The organism is Cellulosimicrobium sp. TH-20 (assembly GCF_002105775.1).
In the GTDB taxonomy this organism is placed as follows: Bacteria; Actinomycetota; Actinomycetes; order Actinomycetales; family Cellulomonadaceae; genus Cellulosimicrobium; species Cellulosimicrobium funkei.
Window position 1 is genome coordinate 3,225,908 of record NZ_CP020857.1, and the last position, 19,861, is coordinate 3,245,768.

The window sequence follows — 19,861 nt, forward strand, 5'->3', positions numbered from 1 at the left end:
CCCGTGGACATCTGATTCGATCCATCAATGGAACTCTTCCAGAATAGAGGGGTAGAGTGGGAGCCATGACCACAGGAGCGACGTCGACCGCGGGCACCGGCCTCGAGGACGGGCCCCGCCGCGCACGCCACGAGAGCGAGCTGCGCGACCACGGCCTGCGCGTCACCGCCGCACGCCTCGCCGTGCTCGACGCCGTCGAGGTGCAGCAGCACGCGGACGCCGACGACGTGCTGCGCGCCGCGCGCACGGCGCTGGGCTCCGTCTCCGTCCAGGCCGTCTACGACGTCCTGCACACGCTCACCGACAAGGGGCTCGTGCGCCGCATCGAGCCGGCCGGGCACCCGGCCCGCTACGAGCGCCGGCTCGGTGACAACCACCACCACGTGGTGTGCCGGGGCTGCGGCGCCGTCGCCGACGTGGACTGCACCGTGGGCCACGCCCCGTGCCTCACCCCCAGCAGCACCGCGGGGTTCCGGATCGACACCGCCGAGGTGACGTTCTGGGGACTCTGCCCGGACTGCGCCGACTGACCCCGCACCACCCGCTCCGGGGCCTCGTGCACCCGGAGCGCGTCCGTTTCCTCACGGATGCACTGTTTGAGAACGCCAGACGAGCCGTACCCGCGGCTCACGGAAGGAGACCCATGACCGCCCCCTTCACCACGACGAACGCCGGCGCGCCCGTCGCCTCGGACGCCCACTCGCAGTCCGTCGGCGCCGACGGCCCGATCGTCCTGCACGACCACTACCTCGTCGAGAAGCTCGCCCAGTTCAACCGCGAGCGCGTCCCGGAGCGCGTCGTGCACGCCAAGGGCGGCGGTGCGTTCGGCACGTTCACCGTGACCCAGGACGTCAGCGCGTACACCCGCGCGGCGCTGTTCCAGCCCGGCACGACGACCGAGATGCTCGCGCGCTTCTCCTCCGTCGCCGGCGAGCAGGGCTCGCCCGACACCTGGCGCGACCCTCGCGGCTTCGCGCTGAAGTTCTACACGACCGAGGGCAACTACGACCTCGTCGGCAACAACACGCCCGTGTTCTTCCTGCGCGACGGCATCAAGTTCCCCGACTTCATCCGGTCGCAGAAGCGCCTGCCCGGCTCGAACCTGCGCGACAACGACATGCAGTGGGACTTCTGGTCCCTCTCCCCCGAGTCGGCGCACCAGGTGACCTGGCTGATGGGTGACCGCGGCCTCCCGTCGAGCTGGCGCCACATGGACGGGTTCGGCTCGCACACCTACCAGTGGATCAACGCGGCGGGCGAGCGGTTCTGGGTCAAGTACCACTTCAAGACCCAGCAGGGCATCAAGAACCTCACGGCGGACGAGGCCTCGCAGCTCGCCGGGTCGGACTCTGACCACCACATCCGCGACCTGTACGAGCACATCGAGGGGGGCGACTTCCCGCGCTGGACGCTCTCGGTCCAGGTCATGCCGTACGAGGACGCCAAGACCTACCGGTTCAACCCGTTCGACCTCACGAAGGTGTGGCCGCACGCCGACTACCCGCTGATCGAGGTGGGCGTCATGGAGCTGAACCGCAACCCGGAGAACTACTTCGCGCAGATCGAGCAGGCGACGTTCGCGCCGAGCAACTTCGTCCCGGGCATCGCGACGAGCCCGGACAAGATGCTCCTCGCGCGCATCTTCTCCTACGCCGACGCCCACCGGTACCGCGTGGGCACGAACCACGCCCAGCTCCCGGTGAACGCGCCCCACGCGGCCGCCGAGGCCGGTCACTCGTACGCGAAGGACGGGTCGATGCGCTACTCGTTCTCGTCGGCGACCACGCCGGTGTACGCGCCGAACAGCCAGGGCGGCGCACACGCCGACCCGGCCCGCGCCGCGGAGTCCGCCGGCTGGGAGGCCGACGGCGAGCTGACGCGCAGCGCCGCGACGCTGCACCCGGAGGACGACGACTTCGGCCAGGCGGGCACGCTCTACCGCGAGGTCTTCGACGACGCCGCCCGCGCGCGCTTCCTCGAGACGATCACGGGCCACGTCGGCGCCGTGCGCAGCGAGGACATCCGCGAGCGCGCCGTGCAGTACTGGACGTACGTCGACGCGAACCTCGGTCGCGACCTGCGCGCGGCCCTCGCCGCCGCGGACGCCCCGCTCGAGGGTGGCCAGCCCGGGACGGCCGCGGAGCCGGTCCGCGTCTGACCCGTCGTGGTCGCCCTGCGGGGCGGTCGCACCCGTCGGCCGTCGCCCCTCGCCGGGGCGGCGGCCGACGTCGTCCCCGGCCCGGGGCGCGTCGGCCGTCCTTCCCGCGCACCGGGCCACCGCTCCCCCCGCCGGATGGAAAGATGGTCGCCATGAGTACCGAGAACGCCGCCGTGCCCGACCCCACTACCGACGCGGTGCGCGACATCGCCGACGTGGCCGCCGTGGAGGTCATCACGTCCGCGGCCGTCCACCTCATGAGCGCCGCCGCCGTCAAGTGCGGGCTCGCGGAGGACGCGCAGGAGCAGGGCCACCTCGACCTGGACGAGGCGCGCAAGCTCATCAACGCGCTCGCCGCGCTCGTCACGGCGAGCGCCCCCGACATCGGCAACCAGCACGCCCGCTCGCTCCGCGACGGGCTGCGCTCGCTCCAGCTGGCCTTCCGCGAGGCGTCGGTCTACCCGGACGCCCCGGGCGAGGGGCCGGGCGAGAAGTACACGGGCGCCGTGAGTTGAGCACGCCCCCGGTCCCGCCCCCGCACGGCGGTCCCGTGGGCCCACCGCAGCCGCCCGAGAGCGTGCCGCGGGGCACCCCGGCCGACGCGGTCCCGACGGCCCGACCGGGCGCCGTCGGGCCGCCGTCGTTCGCGCCGGCGACGGCCGGCCCCGGGGGTGCCGCACCCGGCGCGGCGTCCGCCACGGCCACCGCGCCGGGCGACGGCGCACCGGCGAGCGACGACGCCGCGGCGGCCCGGCCTCGACGGCGTCGCGGGGCCGTGGTCGCGATCGTCGTGCTCGCGCTGGCCCTCGCCGCGGCGCTGGGCGTCGGCGCGTACCTCTGGCTCACCACGACGCGCTGGCAGGAGACGAGCGCCGGGTGGGAGGCGCAGGCGCGCGGGCTCGGGCAGGACGTCGCGCAGCTGCGCACCGAGCTCGACGGCGCGAACGCGGAGCTCGAGTCCGCGCGCACCCAGCTCACCGCCGCCCAGGACCGCATCAGCGACCTCGCCAACGAGAAGGCCCAGCTGGGCGACGAGAACGAGGCGTCCCAGCAGTACCTGGACTACCAGAGCCGGGTCTCGGACGCAGCGGGCAAGGTCGCGGCCGCGCTCGGGCAGTGCACGACGGCGCAGACGCAGCTCATCGGGTACCTCAACAACCGGGACGCCTACGACCCCGCCGACATCGACCGGTTCGCCGACCAGGTCGGGGTGCTCTGCCAGGAGGCCACCGACGCGAACGCCCAGCTCCAGCAGGAGCTCGCCGGATGACGGGCCGCCCGTCCCGGCGCGCGGCGGTGCGCGTCCTCGGCTCGCTGCTCGGGCTGTCGCTCGCGGGCGGCTCGCTCGGCGCGTGCGGCGTCCTGCCGGAGCTTCCCGAGCCGGTGCCGGGCTCGGTCGTGCCGTCGCTCGTGGCGCCCGACGACCCGGCCGGCTCGGAGAACCTCTCCCCCGACGGGTTCGACGCCGTCCAGCGCATGGCCGTGCGCATCCGCAACGTCCGGTGCGACGGCCTGTCCACCGGCTCGGGGTTCGCCGTCGACTCCCGGACCCTCATCACCAACAAGCACGTGGTCGACTCGTCGCGCTCGCTCCAGCTCCTCACCTACGACGGGCGCGACATCGCCGCCCAGACGGCGAGCGTGGCCGGTCTGGCGGACCTCGCGATCGTCCGGACCGCGGAGGACCTCCCGTCCGCCCCGACCCTGGCCGCCGCCGACCCGGCGCCCGGCGACGCGGTGACGGTCGTCGGGTACCCCGAGGGCGGGCGGCTCACCGTGACGCAGGGGTCGGTCATCGGCACGACGACGGACCCGCTGCACGAGAACCTCGGCGAGGTGCTCGTCACCGACGCCCCCGTCGAGCCCGGCAGCTCCGGGTCCGCCGCGCTCAACGAGGCGGGCGAGGTGATCGGCGTGGTCTACGCGAAGACGTCGACGGAGAAGTCGCTCCTCGTGCCCGTGAGCACCCTCCAGACGATGCTCGGCGACGAGTCCGCGTTCACGGGCCTCCCGGAGTGCGACGCCTGACCCGTCCCGGCGTCCGCGCACCGACGGCCTCGACGGCGAGGCGGTGCGCGCGGTTCCCGCGCGCACCGGGGGCCCCAGGTCTACCCTTCGTGCCATGAGCACACACGCGAGCTCGGACACGCCCCCCGTCGACCCGGCGCACATCACCCACGCGGCACGCGACACGCTCACCGTGCGTCGCGTCTTCGGGGAGTCGTACGAGCGGGACGGCACGCTCGTCATCCCCGTCGCGACGGTCTGGGGCGGCACGGGCTCGGGCTGGGGGTCCGGCACCGGCGAGCTCTCCGGCAAGGGAGCCGCGGACTGGCGGCGTCGCGTCGGTGCGGCGGCACGCGGGGCGGACGCCGGTCCCGGCGACGGCACCGCGGACGGTGGCTCGTCGTCCGACCCGGGCTCCGGCAACGCCGGGGGCGAGGCGGGCGGCGAGGGCTCGGGCGGTGGCGGCGGGTTCGGGGTGCGCGTCGTCGCGAAGGGCGTCTACGTCGTCGACGACGCGGGCGTGCGCTGGCAGCCCGCCCTCGACCTCAACCGCGTGATCCTGGGCGGCCAGGCCCTGGGCGCGGTCGTGGCGTTCTCGGCCGCGCTCGCGTGGGGCCTCAGCCGCCTGCGCCGGCGCTGAGCCCGGGCAGCGCTGCCCGCCGATCCGTTTCGGCCGGCGCGTCCGCGCGGGCGGTCCGGGTCGGAGGGCCGCCTCAGTCGGCCCGGCCGACGCGGAGCTCGAGCCCGTCGACGCGCTCGGACACCACCGCGTCCGTCGCGAGCGCGGCGTTGACCTGCCCGAGCACGGCGTCGAGACCGGCGCGGTCGAGGCCGGCGTCGATGCGCAGGACCACCGCGACCTCGGCCCGGCGGCCCGGCTCGGCCCAGACGCGCGCGACGTGCGGCACGCCCGCGAGCGACCCCTGCACGGCGGCGAGCACCTCCGGCACGACGACTCCGTCGACGACCGCGGGCGACCAGTCCTTGCCCTGCGCGAGCGCCCACACGGCCGGGCGCGGCACGAGCGCCGTGACCGGTCCAGCCGGGTCGAGCACGAGCAGCGACCAGTCCTCGCTCACGGCGGACAGCGCCGCGCGGCGCGCGTCCACCGGCACCGGCCGCGCGCTCGCGCGCCACGCCGCCATCGCCGCGACGGACGTGAACACGGGCAGCGCGCGGCGCCCGTCCGGCGCCTCGATGGCGACGACCCCGGCCGACGCCTCCTTGTCGACCGTGTGCCCGTGCTCGCCCTCGCCCGCGCTCTCGAGCTCGGCGAGGATCGGCACGAGCACGCGCGTCTCGCCGAGGCGCGCGACGACGTCGGACAGCGAGGCCGAGCCCGCGGCGTAGGCGTCGAGGAGCGCGGCGAGCGCGGGGTCGGCCGATCCGTCGTCGCCCGCGAAGCCGGAGGACGGCGGGAGCGCCTTGCCCGGGCCCGCGGGCTCGTGGTCGCTCGTCACGGCCGACCCGCGACGTCGAGCGCCTGCGGTAGCGTGAACGCGCCCGCGTAGAGGGCCTTGCCCACGATCGCGCCCTCGACGCCGGCCGGCACGAGCGAGCGCAGCGCCTCGAGGTCCTCGAGGCTGGAGATGCCGCCGGACGCGACGACAGGCGCGTCGGTGCGCGCCGCGACGTCGCGCAGCAGGTCGAGGTTCGGGCCGCGCAGCGTCCCGTCCTTGGTCACGTCGGTGACGACGTACCGCGCGCACCCGGCCGCCTCCAGGCGGTCGAGGACCTCCCAGAGGTCGCCGCCCTCCTGCGTCCACCCGCGCGCGGCGAGCGTGGTGCCGCGCACGTCGAGCCCGACCGCGATCGCGTCGCCGTGCTCCGCGATGACCTTCGCCGTCCACTCGGGGTTCTCGAGCGCCGCGGTGCCGAGGTTGACGCGGCGCGCGCCGGTGGCGAGCGCGCGCTCGAGCGACGCGTCGTCCCGGATGCCCCCGGACAGCTCGACCTGCACGTCGAGGCGCGCGACGACGTCGGCGAGCAGCTCCGCGTTGGAGCCGCGGCCGAACGCGGCGTCGAGGTCGACGAGGTGGATCCACTCCGCGCCGCCGGACTGCCAGTCGAGCGCGGCGGCGAGCGGGTCGCCGTACGAGGTCTCGGAGCCCGCCTCGCCCTGGACGAGGCGGACGGCCTGGCCGTCGGCGACGTCGACGGCGGGGAGCAGCACGAGGCGGTCGGTCACGAGGGTCTCCATCGGTGTAGGCGGTGGCGCGTCGCTCGCGCCGGGTGGTGCGCGCCGGGCGTGTGCCGCGTGCGCAGACGGTCAGAGCGAGCGGACCCAGTTCTCCAGCAGGGTCGCGCCGGCGTCGCCCGACTTCTCGGGGTGGAACTGCGTCGCGGACAGCGGGCCGTTCTCGACGGCCGCGACGAAGCGGCCACCGTGCTCGGACCACGTGACGAGCGGTCGGCGGACGGGCGAGTCCGCCGGGAGGTCCTGGCCGGTCGTGAACGACCGGGCCGCGTAGGAGTGCACGAAGTAGAAGCGCTCGCGCTCGACCCCGCGGAACAGCACGCTGCCCTCGGGCACGTCGACCGTGTCCCAGCCCATGTGCGGCACGACGTCGGCCTCCAGACGGTCGACGAGGCCCGCCCACTCCCCCAGACCGTCGGTGAGCGTCCCGTGCTCGTCGCCCTGCTCGAACATGACCTGCATGCCCACGCAGATCCCGAGGACGGGCCGCCCGCCGGCGAGCCGCCGACCGACGATCTCGTCGCCCCGCACGCCGCGCAGACCGGTCATGACCGCGGCGAACGCGCCGACGCCCGGGACGACGAGCCCGTCCGCGTCCTGCGCGCGCGCCCGGTCCGCCGTCAGCTCGACGTCCGCGCCGACGCGCTCGAGCGCGCGCACGGCCGAGCGGACGTTGCCGAACCCGTAGTCGAGCACGACGACGGACGGGCGGCGGGCGGTAGACGCCGCCGCGGTGGGCTCGGTCATGCGCCGTCCTTCCGTGCGCGCCGCGCCGCCGACGTGAGCAGGCGCATCGCCTTCCAGCGGGAGATCGACGAGCTCGCCACGACGCCGTCCTGGTCGGCGAGCGTCGTCGTGCCGGTGAGCAGGTCCTCGAGCGACTCGGGCGCACCGCCGAGCACGAGGCCCGGCGCGAGGGTGTCGCCCTGCACGCCGTCCGCCCAGCGCGTCATCGTGAGCTGCTCGCCGCTGCGCTCGACGAGCACGAGCGGCACGCCCTTGACGAGGGTCGTCAGGGCGGCGGCCGCGTGCGCGGGTGCGTCGCCCGCGGGGTCGCGCAGCACCGCCACGGCACCGACGTCGGTCGGCACGACGTCCGCCTCGACCTGCGCGAGCGAGCACGCCGCCGCGAGCGGCTCCGCGCCCGCGATCTGCGTGATGAGCGCCACGAGGTCGGGGACCGCCGAGGCCGTCAGCGACGAGAGGTCGTCGGGGATCTCGACGCCGTCCAGCGCGTCGTCGTCGTGCGTGCTCACAGGGCTCCCTTCGTGGACGGGACGCCCTCGACGCGCGGGTCCGGCGCGACGGCGGCGCGCAGCGCCCGGGCGAGCGCCTTGAACTGCGCCTCGACGATGTGGTGCGGGTCGCGGCCCGCGAGGACGCGCACGTGGATGCAGATGCCCGCGTGGTGGGCGATCGACTCGAGCACGTGCCGCGTGAGTGACCCCGTGAAGTGCCCGCCGATGAGGTGGTACTCCTGCCCCTCCGGCTCGCCCGAGTGCACGAGGTACGGCCGCCCGGACACGTCGACGACGGCGAGCGCGAGGGCCTCGTCCAGCGGGACCGTCGCGTCGCCGAAGCGCCCGATGCCCACCTTGTCGCCGAGCGCGACGCGCAGCGCCTCGCCGATCGTGATCGCGACGTCCTCCACCGTGTGGTGCGCGTCGATGTGGGTGTCCCCCGTCGCGACGACCTTGAGGTCGATGAGCGAGTGCTTGCCCAGCGCCGTGAGCATGTGGTCGTAGAACGGGACGGTCGTCGAGATCTCGGTCCGTCCGGTCCCGTCGAGGTCGAGCTCGACGAGCACGCTCGACTCGGACGTCGCGCGCTCGATGCGCGCGGTGCGCTTCACAGTCCTGCCACCTCCACGAGGGCCTGACGGAAGGCCCTCATCTCGTCGCCGGTGCCGATCGACACCCGCAGCCAGCCGTCGGGACCAGTCTCCCGGATGAGCACGCCCCGCTCCAACAACGCCGCCCAGACCGCGTGCCGGTCCGCGAACGTGCCGAACAGGACGAAGTTGGCGTCGGACTCCGCGACCTCGACCGGACGACCGTCCGGGTGCCGCAGCGAGCGCAGCCACGCGACGGTCTCGTCGCGGCGCTCGCGCAGCGCGGAGACCTGCGCGAGCAGCTCGCCCGAGTGCGCGAGGGCCGCGCGCGCGACCGCCTGCGTCACGGCCGACAGGTGGTACGGCAGGCGCACGACGCGCAGCGCGTCGACGAGCTCGCGCGACGCCGCGAGGTACCCGACGCGGGCGCCCGCGAGCGCGAACGCCTTGGACATCGTGCGCGTCACCGCGAGGTTCGGGTAGCGCTCGAGCAGCTCGAGCGCCGACGGCGTCCCGGCGCGCCGGAACTCGCCGTACGCCTCGTCGACGACGACGACGGCGGGCGCCTCCTGCCCGCCGGGGAGCGGGACGCGCACCGCGAGCGCCGCCTCGCACACCGCCTCGACGGTCGCGGCAGGCAGCGCCGTGCCGGTCGGGTTGTTCGGGCTCGCGAGCAGGACGACGGACGGCTGCTCGCGCGCGATCACCTCGCGGGCGTGCTCCGGGTCGAGCGTGAAGTCCTCCGCGCGGCGCCCGACGACCCAGGCCGTGTGCGTGTCGCGCGCGTACTCCGGGTACATCGAGTACGTCGGCGCGAAGGAGACGGCCGTGCGCCCCGGGCCGCCGAAGGCCTGCAGCACGTGGAGCATGATCTCGTTCGAGCCGTTCGCCGCCCAGAGCTGCTCCGCCCCCAGCACGACGCCCGCCTCCGTCCCGAGGTAGGCGGCGAGGTCGGTGCGCAGGCCGAGGAAGTCGCGGTCGGGGTAGCGGTTCAGCCCGGTGGCGGCGTCGTGCACCGCGCGCGTGATGGTCGCGACGACGGCCTCGCTCGGCGCGTGCGGGTTCTCGTTGACGTTGAGCAGGACCGGGACGTCGAGCTGCGGCGCACCGTACGGCTCGACGCCGGCGAGCTCGGGGCGCAGCGGGAGCAGGGGTCGTCCCGCGACGGAGGGTGGGGTCACTCCCCCAGTCTACGAAGCGTGGGCGCGCGGCCGCCCGTGACGTCCGGCACGCGGGCACCCGGGACGACCGGCACGCGGCGGTCCCCCAGGCCGGTCGGCGCGCGGTCGGCCGGGACGGTCGGCCTCGCCGGCGAGAGGCGGAGGTCCCGACCTGGGCGGACGTCGGTCGCCGGTCCGGCCGTCCGGGGCGCCGGAGCGGCGTCGCGCGCGTAGCGTCGAGAGGGAAGGGAGGACCGTCGGCAGGGTCCTCCTGGCCCTCTCCCCGAGAAAACGAGGTGATCCCCGTGTCCGCCATGCGTGCCGCCGTCGTCCGCTCGTTCACCGACCCGCTGGTCGTCGAGGAGCTCGACGTCCCGTCGCCCGGGCCCCACGAGGCCCTGGTCAAGGTCGACTACACCGGCGTGTGCCACACGGACCTGCACGCCGCGCACGGCGACTGGCCGGTCAAGCCCGCTCCCCCGTTCGTGCCGGGCCACGAGGGCGTCGGCACGGTCGTCGCGGTCGGCGACCAGGTCACGCGCGTGCGCGTGGGCGACACGGTCGGCAACGCCTGGCTGTGGAGCGCGTGCGGCGAGTGCGAGTACTGCGAGACGGGCTGGGAGACGCTGTGCCCGCAGCAGAAGAACGGCGGCTACTCGGTCGACGGCTCGTTCGGCCAGTACATGCTCGTCGACTCGCGGTACTGCCCGGTGATCCCCGACGGGGTCGACCTCTCCGCCGTCGGGCCGATCCTGTGCGCCGGCGTCACCGTCTACAAGGGGCTCAAGGTCACGGACACCCAGCCCGGCGAGTGGGTGCTGGTCTCCGGGATCGGCGGCCTCGGGCACATCGCGGTGCAGTACGCGGTCGCGATGGGCCGCCGCGTCGCCGCGGTGGACGTCGACGACGAGAAGCTCGCGCTCGCGCGCAAGCACGGCGCGGAGGTGACGGTGAACGCGGCGACGTCGCCCGACGCGGCGGCCGAGATCCGCGAGAAGACGGGCGGCGGCGTCCACGGCGCGCTCGTCACCGCCGTCAACGCGCACGCGTTCCCGCAGGCCGTGGGGGCGCTGCGCCGCGGTGGCACGGTCTCGCTCGTCGGCCTGCCGCCGGAGAAGTTCCCGCTCGACATCTTCACGACCGTCCTCTTCGGCCTGACCGTGCGCGGGTCGATCGTCGGGACGCGCAAGGACATGGCGGAGGCGCTCGACTTCTTCGCGCGCGGCAAGATCAGCCCGACGTACACCGTGCGTCCGCTCGACGACATCAACGCGATCTTCGCCGAGATGGAGGAGGGCCGGATCGACGGGCGCGTCGTCATGGACATGCGCTCCTGACGTCGCGCCGCTGCCGCTCGCGTCGTCCCGGCCCGTGACCCCGACCGGGTCGCGGGCCGGGGCTGTGCACGACGGCCCGAGGGTCGGCGGGTGCGCCTACGATCGTGCGGGTGAGCCCCACCGACCCGTACGCCGACCTGCCCTTCGACCCGGCCGACGAGCCGCCGCTCGACGAGCCCGCCGACCCGTTCGGCGACCCGTGGGCGGGCGCGGCGCCGCAGGCACCGGCCGGCGCGGCTCCCGCCGCGCGCACGGCCGGCGGCGAGGTCCCGGGCACGGGCGCTCGGGGCGGCGACCCCACGCCCGACCCCACGCCCGTTCCTGCGGCCGACGGCGGCGAGGCCGCCAAGCGCGCCAAGCTCGCCATGCTGCGCGGCCTCCTCGACGGGCAGTCGCTGCGCGAGGACGCCGAGACCGCGCTGCGCGCCCTCGTGGGGCGCGACGACGCGACGCTGCGCGAGGACCAGTGGCGCGCGATCGAGGCGCTCGTGGCGTTCCGCCGTCGTGCGCTCGTCGTGCAGCGCACCGGGTGGGGCAAGTCGGCCGTGTACTTCGTGGCGACCCGGCTGCTGCGGGACCGCGGCGCCGGCCCGACGGTGATCGTGTCCCCGCTCCTCGCGCTCATGCGCGACCAGATCTCGGCCGCCGCACGCGCCGGGATCAAGGCGGTGACGATCAACTCTGCGAACGTCACCGAGTGGGACGACGTCCACCGCGCGATCGCGGACGGCGAGGTGGACGTCCTCCTGTGCTCGCCGGAGCGGCTCAACAACCCCGGCTTCCGCGACGAGGTCCTCCCCCGGCTCGCGGCCGACGCGGGCCTCGTCGTCATCGACGAGGCGCACTGCATCTCGGACTGGGGCCACGACTTCCGGCCGGACTACCGGCGCATCCGCACCCTGCTCGCCGACCTGCCGCCCGGCATCCCGGTGCTCGCGACGACCGCGACGGCGAACGAGCGCGTGACCGCCGACGTCGCGGAGCAGCTCGGCGTCACGGCGGCGCACGCCGCGGGCGGGGCCGTCGGCGACGCCGCGGGCGGTGCGGCCCACGAGGACGTCCTGGTCCTGCGCGGCGGCCTGGACCGCGAGTCGCTGCACCTCGCCGTGCTGCGCCTGCCCGACCAGCCGACGCGCGTCGCGTGGCTCGTCGAGGCGCTCCAGGACGTCGACGGCTCGGGGATCGTGTACTGCCTCACCGTCTCCGCCGCCGAGCAGGTCGCGAGCCAGCTCCGCGCCGCCGGTCTCGCCGTGGCGTCGTACACGGGCCAGACGGACCCCGCCGAGCGCGAGCGGCTCGAGGAGGACCTCAAGGAGAACCGTGTCAAGGCGCTCGTCGCGACCTCCGCGCTCGGGATGGGCTTCGACAAGCCGGACCTGGCCTTCGTCGTCCACCTCGGGGCGCCGAGCTCGCCCATCGCGTACTACCAGCAGGTCGGGCGCGCGGGCCGTGGCGTGGACTCGGCCGTCGTGGTGCTCCTGCCGGGCGAGGAGGACCGCCGCATCTGGGAGTGGTTCGCGTCCACCGCGTTCCCGCCCCAGGACCAGGTGCGGGCGACCCTCGACGCCCTCGGCGCGGGCGGCACGCAGTCCGTCGCGCAGCTCGAGACGCAGGTCGACCTCAAGCGGTCACGCCTCGAGGGCATGCTCAAGGTGCTCGACGTCGACGGCGCGGTCCGGCGCGTCAAGGGCGGCTGGGAGGCGACGGGCGAGCCCTGGACGTACGACGCCGAGCGCTATGCGCGCGTCGACGCCACGCGCTCGGCCGAGCAGCAGGCGATGCTCGACTACGAGGCCACCGACGGGTGCCGCATGGCGTTCCTGCGCGCCGCGCTCGACGACCCGGAGCTCGAGGACGGGTGGCGGTGCGGCCGTTGCGACACGTGCGGCGGCGTGACGCTGCCCGCGCTCCCCGACGCGGAGGCCGTCGCCGCCGCGCGCGCCGACATGGACCGCCCCGGCGTCGAGGTCGTGGCCCGTCGGCAGTGGCCGAGCGGTATGGACCGCCTGGGGCTCGACCTGCGCGGGCGCCTGGGTGCGGACGAGCTCGCGGAGACCGGGCGCGCGGTCGCGCGCCTCGACGGGCTCGGCTGGTCCGCGCCGCTGCGCGAGCTCTTCGCGGCCACGACGCCCGACGGCGACACCCCCGTCGCGCTCCGGCGCGCCGCCGCGCGCGTCCTCGACGACTGGGCGGAGCTCTACGAGTCCGCCCCGCAGCCGGACCTGGGGACCGGGGCCGACGACGACACCCCCGACGGCACCGCGCCGGCCGAGCGGCGGCTCCTCGTGGACGGCGTCGTCGCGGTCCGCTCCGCGACGCGTCCGCGGCTCACGTTCCACCTGGCGAACGGGCTCGCGAGCTACCTCGGCAAGCCGCTCATCGGCGCGGTCGGGCCGGCCCCGGGCCGCGAGGAGCCGGGCCGGCACGACGTGAACTCCGCGACGCGCCTCGCGGGCGTCGCGGGCCGCCTCCAGCTCGAGCTGTCGGACGCGGCGCGCGCGGGTCTCGCCGGTCGCCGCGTGCTGCTCGTCGACGACTACACCGAGTCGGGCTGGACCCTCACGGTCGCGGCGCGCCTGCTGCGCCGCGCCGGGGCGGCGGCGGTGCACCCGTTCGTGCTCGGGGTGCGCTGACGCGGACGCGCCAGACACCGGGCCGCGTCACCAGCGCAGGCGCAGCTCGGTGTACGTCGTGTCCACGAAGCCGAGCGAGCGGTAGAGCGGCTCGCCCTCCGGCGTCGCGTGCAGGGACACGGAGTCCGCGCCCGCCGTGCGGGCCCAGTCGAGCGCCGCTCCGACGCACGCGCGCCCGAACCCCCGGCCGCGGTCGGCCGGGTGCGTGCAGACGTTCGACAGGTGCGCCGTCGTGCCGCGCGGGTTGCGCGCCGACGGCGCGGACCGGTGCAGCTCGACGAGCGCGCACGCCGCGAGGCGTCCCGGTGCGTCGACGACGAACGCGACGACGTCGGGAGTCCCCAGACCCGCGGCGAACCACGCGCGCGCCCGGCCCTGCCACGTCGGGTCCTCCGCGCCGGGCTCGCCCATCGCGCGCATGAGGTGCACACGCAACGACACGAGGTCGGCCGCGTCGCGCGGGACGGCACGCCGCACCCGCACGACGGCGTCCCGCGCGGAGACGCCGTGCGGAGCGCCGGCGAGCGGTGCCTGGTCGCGCGAGGCGCCGCCGTGCGGGGCCTCGTCGTGCGGGCCGCCGTCGTGCCGCCGTGCTTGGTCGTGCGGGCCGCCGTCGTGCGGCGCGCCGGACCGACCGGCGGTCACAGGAACCGCGCCCGCACCGCCTCGCCGTGCGCCGGGAGGTCCTCGTCGTTCGCCACGGCGACGATCCGGTCCGCGAGGTCCTCGAGGGCGTCGCGGTCGTACTCGACCACCTGGACGGCCTTGACGTAGCTGTGCACGCCGAGCCCGCTGGAGAAGTGCGCGCAGCCGCCCGTCGGCAGGACGTGGTTCGAGCCGGCCATGTAGTCGCCGAGCGAGACCGGCGACCAGGGCCCGACGAAGATCGCCCCCGCGCTCGTGACGCGCTCGGCGAGCTCGGCCGCCCCCGCGGCCTGGATCTCCAGGTGCTCCGCGCCGTAGGCGTCCACCACCTGCAGCCCGTGCTCGAGGTCGTCGACGAGCACGATCGCGGACTGCGGGCCCGCGAGCGACTGCGCGACGCGCTGCGCGTGCTTCGTCGCGGTCACGAGGTCCGCGAGGCGCGCCTCGACCGCGGCGGCGAGCTCGACCGACGGGGTGACGAGCACCGCGGCGGCCAGCGGGTCGTGCTCCGCCTGGCTGATGAGGTCGGCCGCGACGTGCCCCGGGTCCGCCGAGGCGTCGGCGAGGACTGCGATCTCGGTGGGGCCCGCCTCCGCGTCGATACCCACGACGCCTCGCACGAGCCGCTTGGCCGCCGCGACGAAGACGTTGCCGGGGCCCGTCACCACGTCGACCGGCTCGCACAGCACGTCGCCGTCCTGCGGCTCGCTGCCGGCCGCGCCGTACGCGAACATCGCGACCGCCTGCGCCCCGCCGACGGCGTACACCTCGTCGACGCCGAGCAGCGCGCACGCGGCGAGGATCGTCGGGTGCGGCAGGCCGCCGCTGTCCCGCTGCGGCGGCGACGCGACGGCGAGGCTCGGCACGCCCGCCTCCTGCGCCGCGACGACGTTCATCACGACGGACGACGGGTAGACGGCCAGGCCACCGGGGGCATAGAGCCCGACGCGGCGCACGGGCACCCACCGCTGGCGGACCTGGGCGCCCGGCGCGACCTGGACCGTGAAGTCCTGCGGGCGCTGCGCCGCGTGCACGAGCCGGACCCGGCGGATCGACTCCTCGAGCCCTGCCCGGACCTGCGGGTCGAGCGCCGCGAGCGCCGCGGCGATCTCGTCGGCCGGGACCCGCAGGTGCTCCGGCCGCACACCGTCGAAGCGCTCGGCGTACTCGCGCAGGGCCTCGGCCCCGCGCGTCCGCACCGCCTCGAGGATCGGCGCGACCCGATGCGCCGCGTCCTCCACGCCGACCTCTGCGCGCGGCAGGGCCTCGGCGAGCTCGCGTGCGGACAGGGAACGCCCTCGGAGATCGATGCGGGAGATCATGCGACGAGTCTAGGAGCCCGGGAGGTCCGCGACGAGCGCGTTTCGCCCACCGGTCGTCCTGGCGGCTCGCGCCGGCGCGTTCTCGTCGGGAGTCGTGTCGTCGCGGCACGCGGCGCCGGGGAGAATGGCGTCATGAACGCCTCCGACGACGCCCGCCCGGTCGAGATCTCCGACGACGTCATCCGCCTCGGCCAGTTCCTCAAGCTCGCCGGGCTCGCCGAGTCCGGCGCGGAGGCGCGCGAGCTCGTCACCGAGGGCGAGGTGCGCGTGAACGGCGAGGTGGACACGCGCCGAGGCCGCCAGCTGCACCGCGGCGACGTCGTCACGGTGGACCGGCCGCAGGGCGGGGAGAGCGCGACCGTCGCCTGAGCGGCGGGTACGACTCGTCGGGCGAGGTCAGGCCATGTACGTCGAGGCCATCACCTTGTCCGGCGTGAGGCGCAGCACCACGCGCTCCGGCTTGGGCGTCAGCGGGCGGTAGCGGCGGGCGTAGCGCGCGACGGCGTCCGCCACCTCGTCCGCGTCCTCGACGACCTCGATCGTCCCCTCGAGCGTGAGCCACCGCCCGCCGTCGACCTGGCACACCGCGGCGCGCGGGTGTGCCCCGTCCGGGCCGGCCCGGCGGGCGTTGCGCGCCTTCACCGACCCGCGGTTCGTCGTGATCCGCACGACGCCCGCGTCCGGGTCCCAGGTGAACGCCACCGGGACGACGTGCGGGCTCCCGTCCTCGCGCAGGGTCGTGAGCGTGGCCAGGTGCCGCTCGGTGACGAAGACACGCTGCTCGGGGTTGAGTCGGATCACGCTCGCGAGTCTAGGCGCGGCCCGCCCGGCACCGGCCGGAGCCGTCTCGTGCCGGTCGTCACACGACGCCGACGACGAGCCGCCGCGGGTGCGTCGTCCTGGGTGCGCCGCACCGCGGGCAGGACGGCACCGCCCGGGCCGTGGCACCGTCTGCTCGGCGGGACCGTGCGCAGTGCCGGACCGGCGGCGTCGGCGTGTCAGAGCAGGCAGGACGGCCCGAGCAGCGCCTTGAGGTCGCCGAACAGCGCCGGCGACTTCTCGACCCGCAACCCGTCGCCCGCGCGGACGACCGTGGTCTTGCCGGGCTCGAGGACCTGGACGTGCACCTCGGCCGAGCCGGGGTGCGTCGCGAGGACCTCGCGCAGGCGCAGGATGATCGGCTCGACGCAGCGCGTGTGCGAGACCTTCACGGCGAGCGGCGACTCGGCGCCCACGGTGATGTCCGGGAGCGAGACCTCCATCGCCTGGAGCTGCATCGTGTCGTCGCGCCGACGCACGCGCCCGCGCAGGACCACGACCTGGTCCTCGGCGAGGACGGTCGAGTACGCGAGATACGTCTCGCCGAAGAACATGACCTCGACGGCGCCCTCGAGGTCCTCGATGGTCACCGCGGCCCACGGGTTGCCGTTCTTGCTCATCTTGCGCTGGAGCGACGTCACGAGGCCGGCGATCGTCACGGTGGAGCCGTCGGGCCGGCCCTCGTCGGCGAGGAGGTTCGCGATCCCGGTGTCCGCCGCACGCGTCAGCACGTGCTCGAGACCGGACAGCGGGTGGTCGGACACGTACAGGCCGAGCATCTCGCGCTCGAACGCGAGGCGCTGCTTCTTGTCCCAGTCCGGGAGGTCCGGCACGTCGACGGAGAACGACATGCCGTCCTCGGCGTCCGCTCCCCCGAAGTCGGCGAAGAGGTCGAACTGCCCCTCAGCCTCCTTGCGCTTGACGCTGATGACCGAGTCGACGGCCTGCTCGTGCACGACGAGCAGGGCGCGCCGCGCGTGGCCGAGCGAGTCGAACGCGCCTGCCTTGATGAGCGACTCGATGGTGCGCTTGTTGCACACCACAGCCGGTACCTTGTCGAGGAAGTCGGTGAACGACGTGAACGCGCCCTTCTCCTCGCGCGTGCGGATGATCGCGTCGACGACGTTCGCGCCGACGTTGCGCACGCCCGTAAGACCGAAGCGGATGTCGCCGCCCACCGCGGTGAACTTCGCCGCCGAGTCGTTCACGTCCGGCGGGAGCACGGTGATGTGCATGCGCCGGCACTCGTTGAGGTAGAGGGCCAGCTTGTCCTTGTCGTCGCGCACGCTCTGCAGGAGCGCCGCCATGTACTCCGTCGGGTAGTTCGCCTTGAGGAACGCCGTCCAGTACGCCACGAGGCCGTACCCGGCGGAGTGCGCCTTGTTGAAGGCGTAGCCCGCGAACGGGACCAGCGTGTCCCAGACCGCCTGGATCGCGGCGTCGGAGTACCCGCGCTCCCGACAGCCCGCCTGGAACGGCACGAACTCCTTGTCGAGGATCTCCTTCTTCTTCTTGCCCATCGCGCGCCGCAGCAGGTCGGCCTGTCCGAGCGAGTACCCGGCAAGGATCTGCGCGGCCCTCTGGACCTGCTCCTGGTAGACGATGAGGCCGTAGGTCTCGTCGAGGATCTCCGCGAGGGGCTGCTCGAGCTCCGGGTGGATGGGCTCGATCTTCTGCAGCCCGTTCTTGCGCAGCGCGTAGTTCGTGTGCGAGTTCATGCCCATCGGGCCCGGGCGGTACAGCGCGATGACGGCCGAGAGGTCGTCGAACTTGTCCGGCTTCATCTGGCGCAGGAGCGCGCGCATGGGGCCGCCGTCGAGCTGGAACACGCCGAGCGTGTCACCGCGCGCGAGCAGCTCGTACGACGCCTTGTCGTCGAGCGTGAGCGACTCGATCTCGATCGGCTCCTTGCCGTTCATCTCGATGTTCTCGAGCGCGTCGTCGAGGATCGTGAGGTTCCGCAGCCCGAGGAAGTCCATCTTGATGAGGCCGAGGCCCTCGGACGTCGGGTAGTCGAACTGCGTGATGACCGCGCCGTCCTGAGGACGGCGCATGATCGGGATGATGTCGATGAGCGGGTCGCTCGACATGATGACGCCCGCCGCGTGCACGCCCCACTGCCGCTTCAGCCCCTCGATACCCCGCGCGAGCTCGACGACGCGCTGCGCCTCCGGGTCGGTGTCGTGGAGCTGGCGGAACTCCGCCGCCTCGGAGTACCGCTCGTGCTTGGGGTCGAAGATCCCCGACAGGGGGATGTCCTTGCCCATCACGGCCGGCGGCATCGCCTTGGTGAGCTTCTCCCCCATCGCGAAGGGGAAGCCGAGGAGCCGCGCCGAGTCCTTGAGCGCCTGCTTGGCCTTGATGGTGCCGTAGGTGACGATCTGGGCGACGCGGTCGTCGCCGTACTTCTCCGTGACGTACCGGATGACCTCCCCGCGCCGACGCTCGTCGAAGTCGACGTCGACGTCGGGCATCGACACACGCTCGGGGTTGAGGAACCGCTCGAAGATCAGCCCGTGCTCCAGCGGGTCGAGCTCGGTGATGCCCATGAGGTAGGAGGCCATGGAGCCCGCCGCCGAACCACGGCCCGGGCCGACGCGGATGCCCTGGTCCTTGGCCCAGTTGATGAAGTCGGCGACCACGAGGAAGTACCCCGGGAAGCCCATCTGGATGATGACCTCGGTCTCGTACTGCGCCTGCTTGCGCGCCGCGTCCGGGATGCCGTTCGGGTACCGGCGGTGCAGCCCGCGCTCCACCTCCTTGACGAACCAGCTCGTCTCGTCCTCGCCCTCGGGGACGGGGAACCGCGGCATGTAGTTCGCCTTCGTGTTGAACGACACCTCGCACTGCTCGGCGATGAGCAGCGTGTTGTCGCACGCCTCGGGGAGCTCCGCGAAGACCCGGCGCATCTCGGCCGCCGACTTCACGTAGTAGCCGGTGCCGTCGAACTTGAACCTGTCCGGGTCGTCGAGCGTCGAGCCGGAGTTGATCGCGAGCAGCGCCTCCTGGCTGGAGGCGTCCTCCTCGCGCACGTAGTGGAGGTCGTTCGTCGCGACGAGGCGCGCGCCGATGGTCTCCGCGAGGCGCAGGAGGTCCTTCGTGACCCGCGTCTCGATGTCGATCCCGTGGTCCATGAGCTCGACGAAGAAGTTCTCGCGGCCGAAGATGTCCTGGAGCTCGCCCGCCGTCCGCACCGCCTCGTCCCACTGGCCGAGGCGCAGGCGCGTCTGGATCTCGCCCGACGGGCACCCGCTCGTCGCGACGAGGCCCTTGCCGTAGCGCTGGAGGAGGTCGCGGTCCATGCGCGGCCACTTGCCCATCTGCCCCTCGAGCGACGCGAGCGACGACGCCCGGAACAGGTTGTGCAGACCCTCGTTGTCCTTCGCGAGCAGCGTCATGTGCGTGTACGCACCGCGCGCCGAGACGTCGTCCGACTCCTGCCCCTGCTGCCCGAACCGCACGCGAGTCTGGTCGAAACGGCTCGTGCCCGGCGTGACGTACGCCTCGACGCCGATGATCGGCTTGATGCCCTTCGCCTGCGCCCGCGACCAGAACTCGAACGCCCCGAACACGTAGCCGTGGTCCGTCGTCGCGATGGCCTTCTGCCCCAGGCGCTCGACCTCGTCGAACAGGTCCCCGATCCGGGCCGCGCCGTCCAGCATCGAGTACTCGGTGTGGACGTGGAGGTGGACGAAGTCCTCAGTCGCGGTGGGCATGCACCGATCTTAGGCGTGCCCCACCGACACTCCCGC

Annotated in this window: 19 protein-coding genes; 9 read left to right on the forward strand and 10 right to left on the reverse strand. The window is 74.3% G+C overall.

What is annotated here, in order from left to right; genetic code table 11:
- The first annotated feature begins 65 nt into the window (after nucleotides 1–65).
- The 6 genes from B8281_RS14335 (at nucleotide 66) to B8281_RS14360 (ending at nucleotide 4,805) form a co-directional block, all read left to right on the forward strand.
- On the forward strand, nucleotides 66–530 hold the full coding sequence (locus B8281_RS14335) for a Fur family transcriptional regulator (RefSeq protein ID WP_081600341.1): 465 nt from the start codon (nucleotides 66–68) through the stop codon (nucleotides 528–530).
- 113 nt (nucleotides 531–643) lie between these two features.
- Nucleotides 644–2,158: a catalase gene (locus B8281_RS14340; RefSeq protein ID WP_085388075.1), complete on the forward strand. Its 1,515-nt coding sequence runs from the start codon at nucleotides 644–646 to the stop codon at nucleotides 2,156–2,158.
- Nucleotides 2,159–2,310: 152 nt separating this feature from the next.
- On the forward strand, nucleotides 2,311–2,673 hold the full coding sequence (locus B8281_RS14345; RefSeq protein ID WP_043659864.1) for a DUF1844 domain-containing protein: 363 nt from the start codon (nucleotides 2,311–2,313) through the stop codon (nucleotides 2,671–2,673).
- A 35-nt stretch (nucleotides 2,674–2,708) separates the two neighbouring features.
- Entirely contained in the window at nucleotides 2,709–3,428 is a 720-nt protein-coding gene (locus B8281_RS14350; protein WP_232322579.1) for a hypothetical protein, read from the forward strand.
- Nucleotides 3,425–4,186 carry a serine protease gene (locus tag B8281_RS14355; protein ID WP_085388076.1) on the forward strand — a complete coding sequence of 254 codons (762 nt, stop codon included), beginning with the start codon at nucleotides 3,425–3,427 and terminating at the stop codon, nucleotides 4,184–4,186. The genes B8281_RS14350 and B8281_RS14355 overlap by 4 nt, the downstream gene beginning before the upstream one ends.
- A 94-nt stretch (nucleotides 4,187–4,280) precedes the next feature.
- Entirely contained in the window at nucleotides 4,281–4,805 is a 525-nt protein-coding gene (locus B8281_RS14360; protein WP_085388077.1) for a hypothetical protein, read from the forward strand.
- A 73-nt stretch (nucleotides 4,806–4,878) separates the two neighbouring features.
- On the opposite strand, the gene B8281_RS14365 is transcribed toward B8281_RS14360, so the two are convergent.
- The 6 genes from B8281_RS14365 to B8281_RS14390 all read right to left on the reverse strand — a co-directional run bounded on the left by B8281_RS14365 (nucleotide 4,879) and on the right by B8281_RS14390 (nucleotide 9,374).
- Nucleotides 4,879–5,625 (reverse strand): SseB family protein, encoded by a 747-nt coding sequence (locus B8281_RS14365; protein ID WP_085388078.1) that lies wholly within the window; start codon nucleotides 5,623–5,625, stop codon nucleotides 4,879–4,881.
- Nucleotides 5,622–6,365 (reverse strand): bifunctional 1-(5-phosphoribosyl)-5-((5-phosphoribosylamino)methylideneamino)imidazole-4-carboxamide isomerase/phosphoribosylanthranilate isomerase PriA, encoded by a 744-nt coding sequence (gene priA, locus B8281_RS14370; protein ID WP_085951364.1) that lies wholly within the window; start codon nucleotides 6,363–6,365, stop codon nucleotides 5,622–5,624. Before priA ends, B8281_RS14365 begins: the two co-directional genes overlap by 4 nt.
- Nucleotides 6,366–6,434: 69 nt before the next feature.
- Nucleotides 6,435–7,109 (reverse strand): imidazole glycerol phosphate synthase subunit HisH, encoded by a 675-nt coding sequence (gene hisH, locus B8281_RS14375; RefSeq protein ID WP_085388079.1) that lies wholly within the window; start codon nucleotides 7,107–7,109, stop codon nucleotides 6,435–6,437.
- Entirely contained in the window at nucleotides 7,106–7,618 is a 513-nt protein-coding gene (locus tag B8281_RS14380; protein WP_034654090.1) for a hypothetical protein, read from the reverse strand. The genes hisH and B8281_RS14380 overlap by 4 nt, the downstream gene beginning before the upstream one ends.
- The gene (gene hisB / locus B8281_RS14385; RefSeq protein ID WP_021482124.1) at nucleotides 7,615–8,214 is read right to left on the reverse strand and encodes an imidazoleglycerol-phosphate dehydratase HisB; all 600 of its coding nucleotides are present in this window, start codon (nucleotides 8,212–8,214) and stop codon (nucleotides 7,615–7,617) included. Before hisB ends, B8281_RS14380 begins: the two co-directional genes overlap by 4 nt.
- On the reverse strand, nucleotides 8,211–9,374 hold the full coding sequence (locus tag B8281_RS14390) for a histidinol-phosphate transaminase (RefSeq protein WP_085388080.1): 1,164 nt from the start codon (nucleotides 9,372–9,374) through the stop codon (nucleotides 8,211–8,213). Before B8281_RS14390 ends, hisB begins: the two co-directional genes overlap by 4 nt.
- Nucleotides 9,375–9,667: 293 nt before the next feature.
- On the opposite strand from B8281_RS14390, the gene adhP reads away from it, so the two are divergent.
- Both adhP and B8281_RS14400 read left to right on the forward strand, forming a co-directional pair.
- Nucleotides 9,668–10,690, forward strand: coding sequence for an alcohol dehydrogenase AdhP (gene adhP, locus B8281_RS14395; protein WP_051028484.1), 1,023 nt, complete (start codon nucleotides 9,668–9,670; stop codon nucleotides 10,688–10,690).
- A gap of 365 nt (nucleotides 10,691–11,055) precedes the next feature.
- Nucleotides 11,056–13,323 (forward strand): RecQ family ATP-dependent DNA helicase, encoded by a 2,268-nt coding sequence (locus tag B8281_RS14400; protein ID WP_043655610.1) that lies wholly within the window; start codon nucleotides 11,056–11,058, stop codon nucleotides 13,321–13,323.
- Nucleotides 13,324–13,350: 27 nt separating this feature from the next.
- On the opposite strand, the gene B8281_RS14405 is transcribed toward B8281_RS14400, so the two are convergent.
- Nucleotides 13,351–13,968, reverse strand: a complete 618-nt coding sequence (locus B8281_RS14405; protein ID WP_051028219.1) for a GNAT family N-acetyltransferase — start codon at nucleotides 13,966–13,968, stop codon at nucleotides 13,351–13,353.
- A complete protein-coding gene (hisD, locus tag B8281_RS14410) occupies nucleotides 13,965–15,290 on the reverse strand; it encodes a histidinol dehydrogenase (protein WP_034652906.1) in 1,326 nt (441 codons plus the stop codon). The genes B8281_RS14405 and hisD overlap by 4 nt, the downstream gene beginning before the upstream one ends.
- Nucleotides 15,291–15,422: 132 nt before the next feature.
- Here hisD and B8281_RS14415 point away from each other — a divergent pair, with 132 nt between their 5' ends.
- Entirely contained in the window at nucleotides 15,423–15,659 is a 237-nt protein-coding gene (locus B8281_RS14415) for an RNA-binding S4 domain-containing protein (protein WP_034652908.1), read from the forward strand.
- A gap of 27 nt (nucleotides 15,660–15,686) precedes the next feature.
- Here B8281_RS14415 and B8281_RS14420 read toward each other — a convergent pair whose 3' ends face one another.
- Nucleotides 15,687–16,091: a pyridoxamine 5'-phosphate oxidase family protein gene (locus tag B8281_RS14420; RefSeq protein ID WP_085388081.1), complete on the reverse strand. Its 405-nt coding sequence runs from the start codon at nucleotides 16,089–16,091 to the stop codon at nucleotides 15,687–15,689.
- A 197-nt stretch (nucleotides 16,092–16,288) separates the two neighbouring features.
- Nucleotides 16,289–19,825 (reverse strand): DNA polymerase III subunit alpha, encoded by a 3,537-nt coding sequence (gene dnaE, locus B8281_RS14425; protein WP_021481777.1) that lies wholly within the window; start codon nucleotides 19,823–19,825, stop codon nucleotides 16,289–16,291.
- Nucleotides 19,826–19,861: the final 36 nt, after the last annotated feature.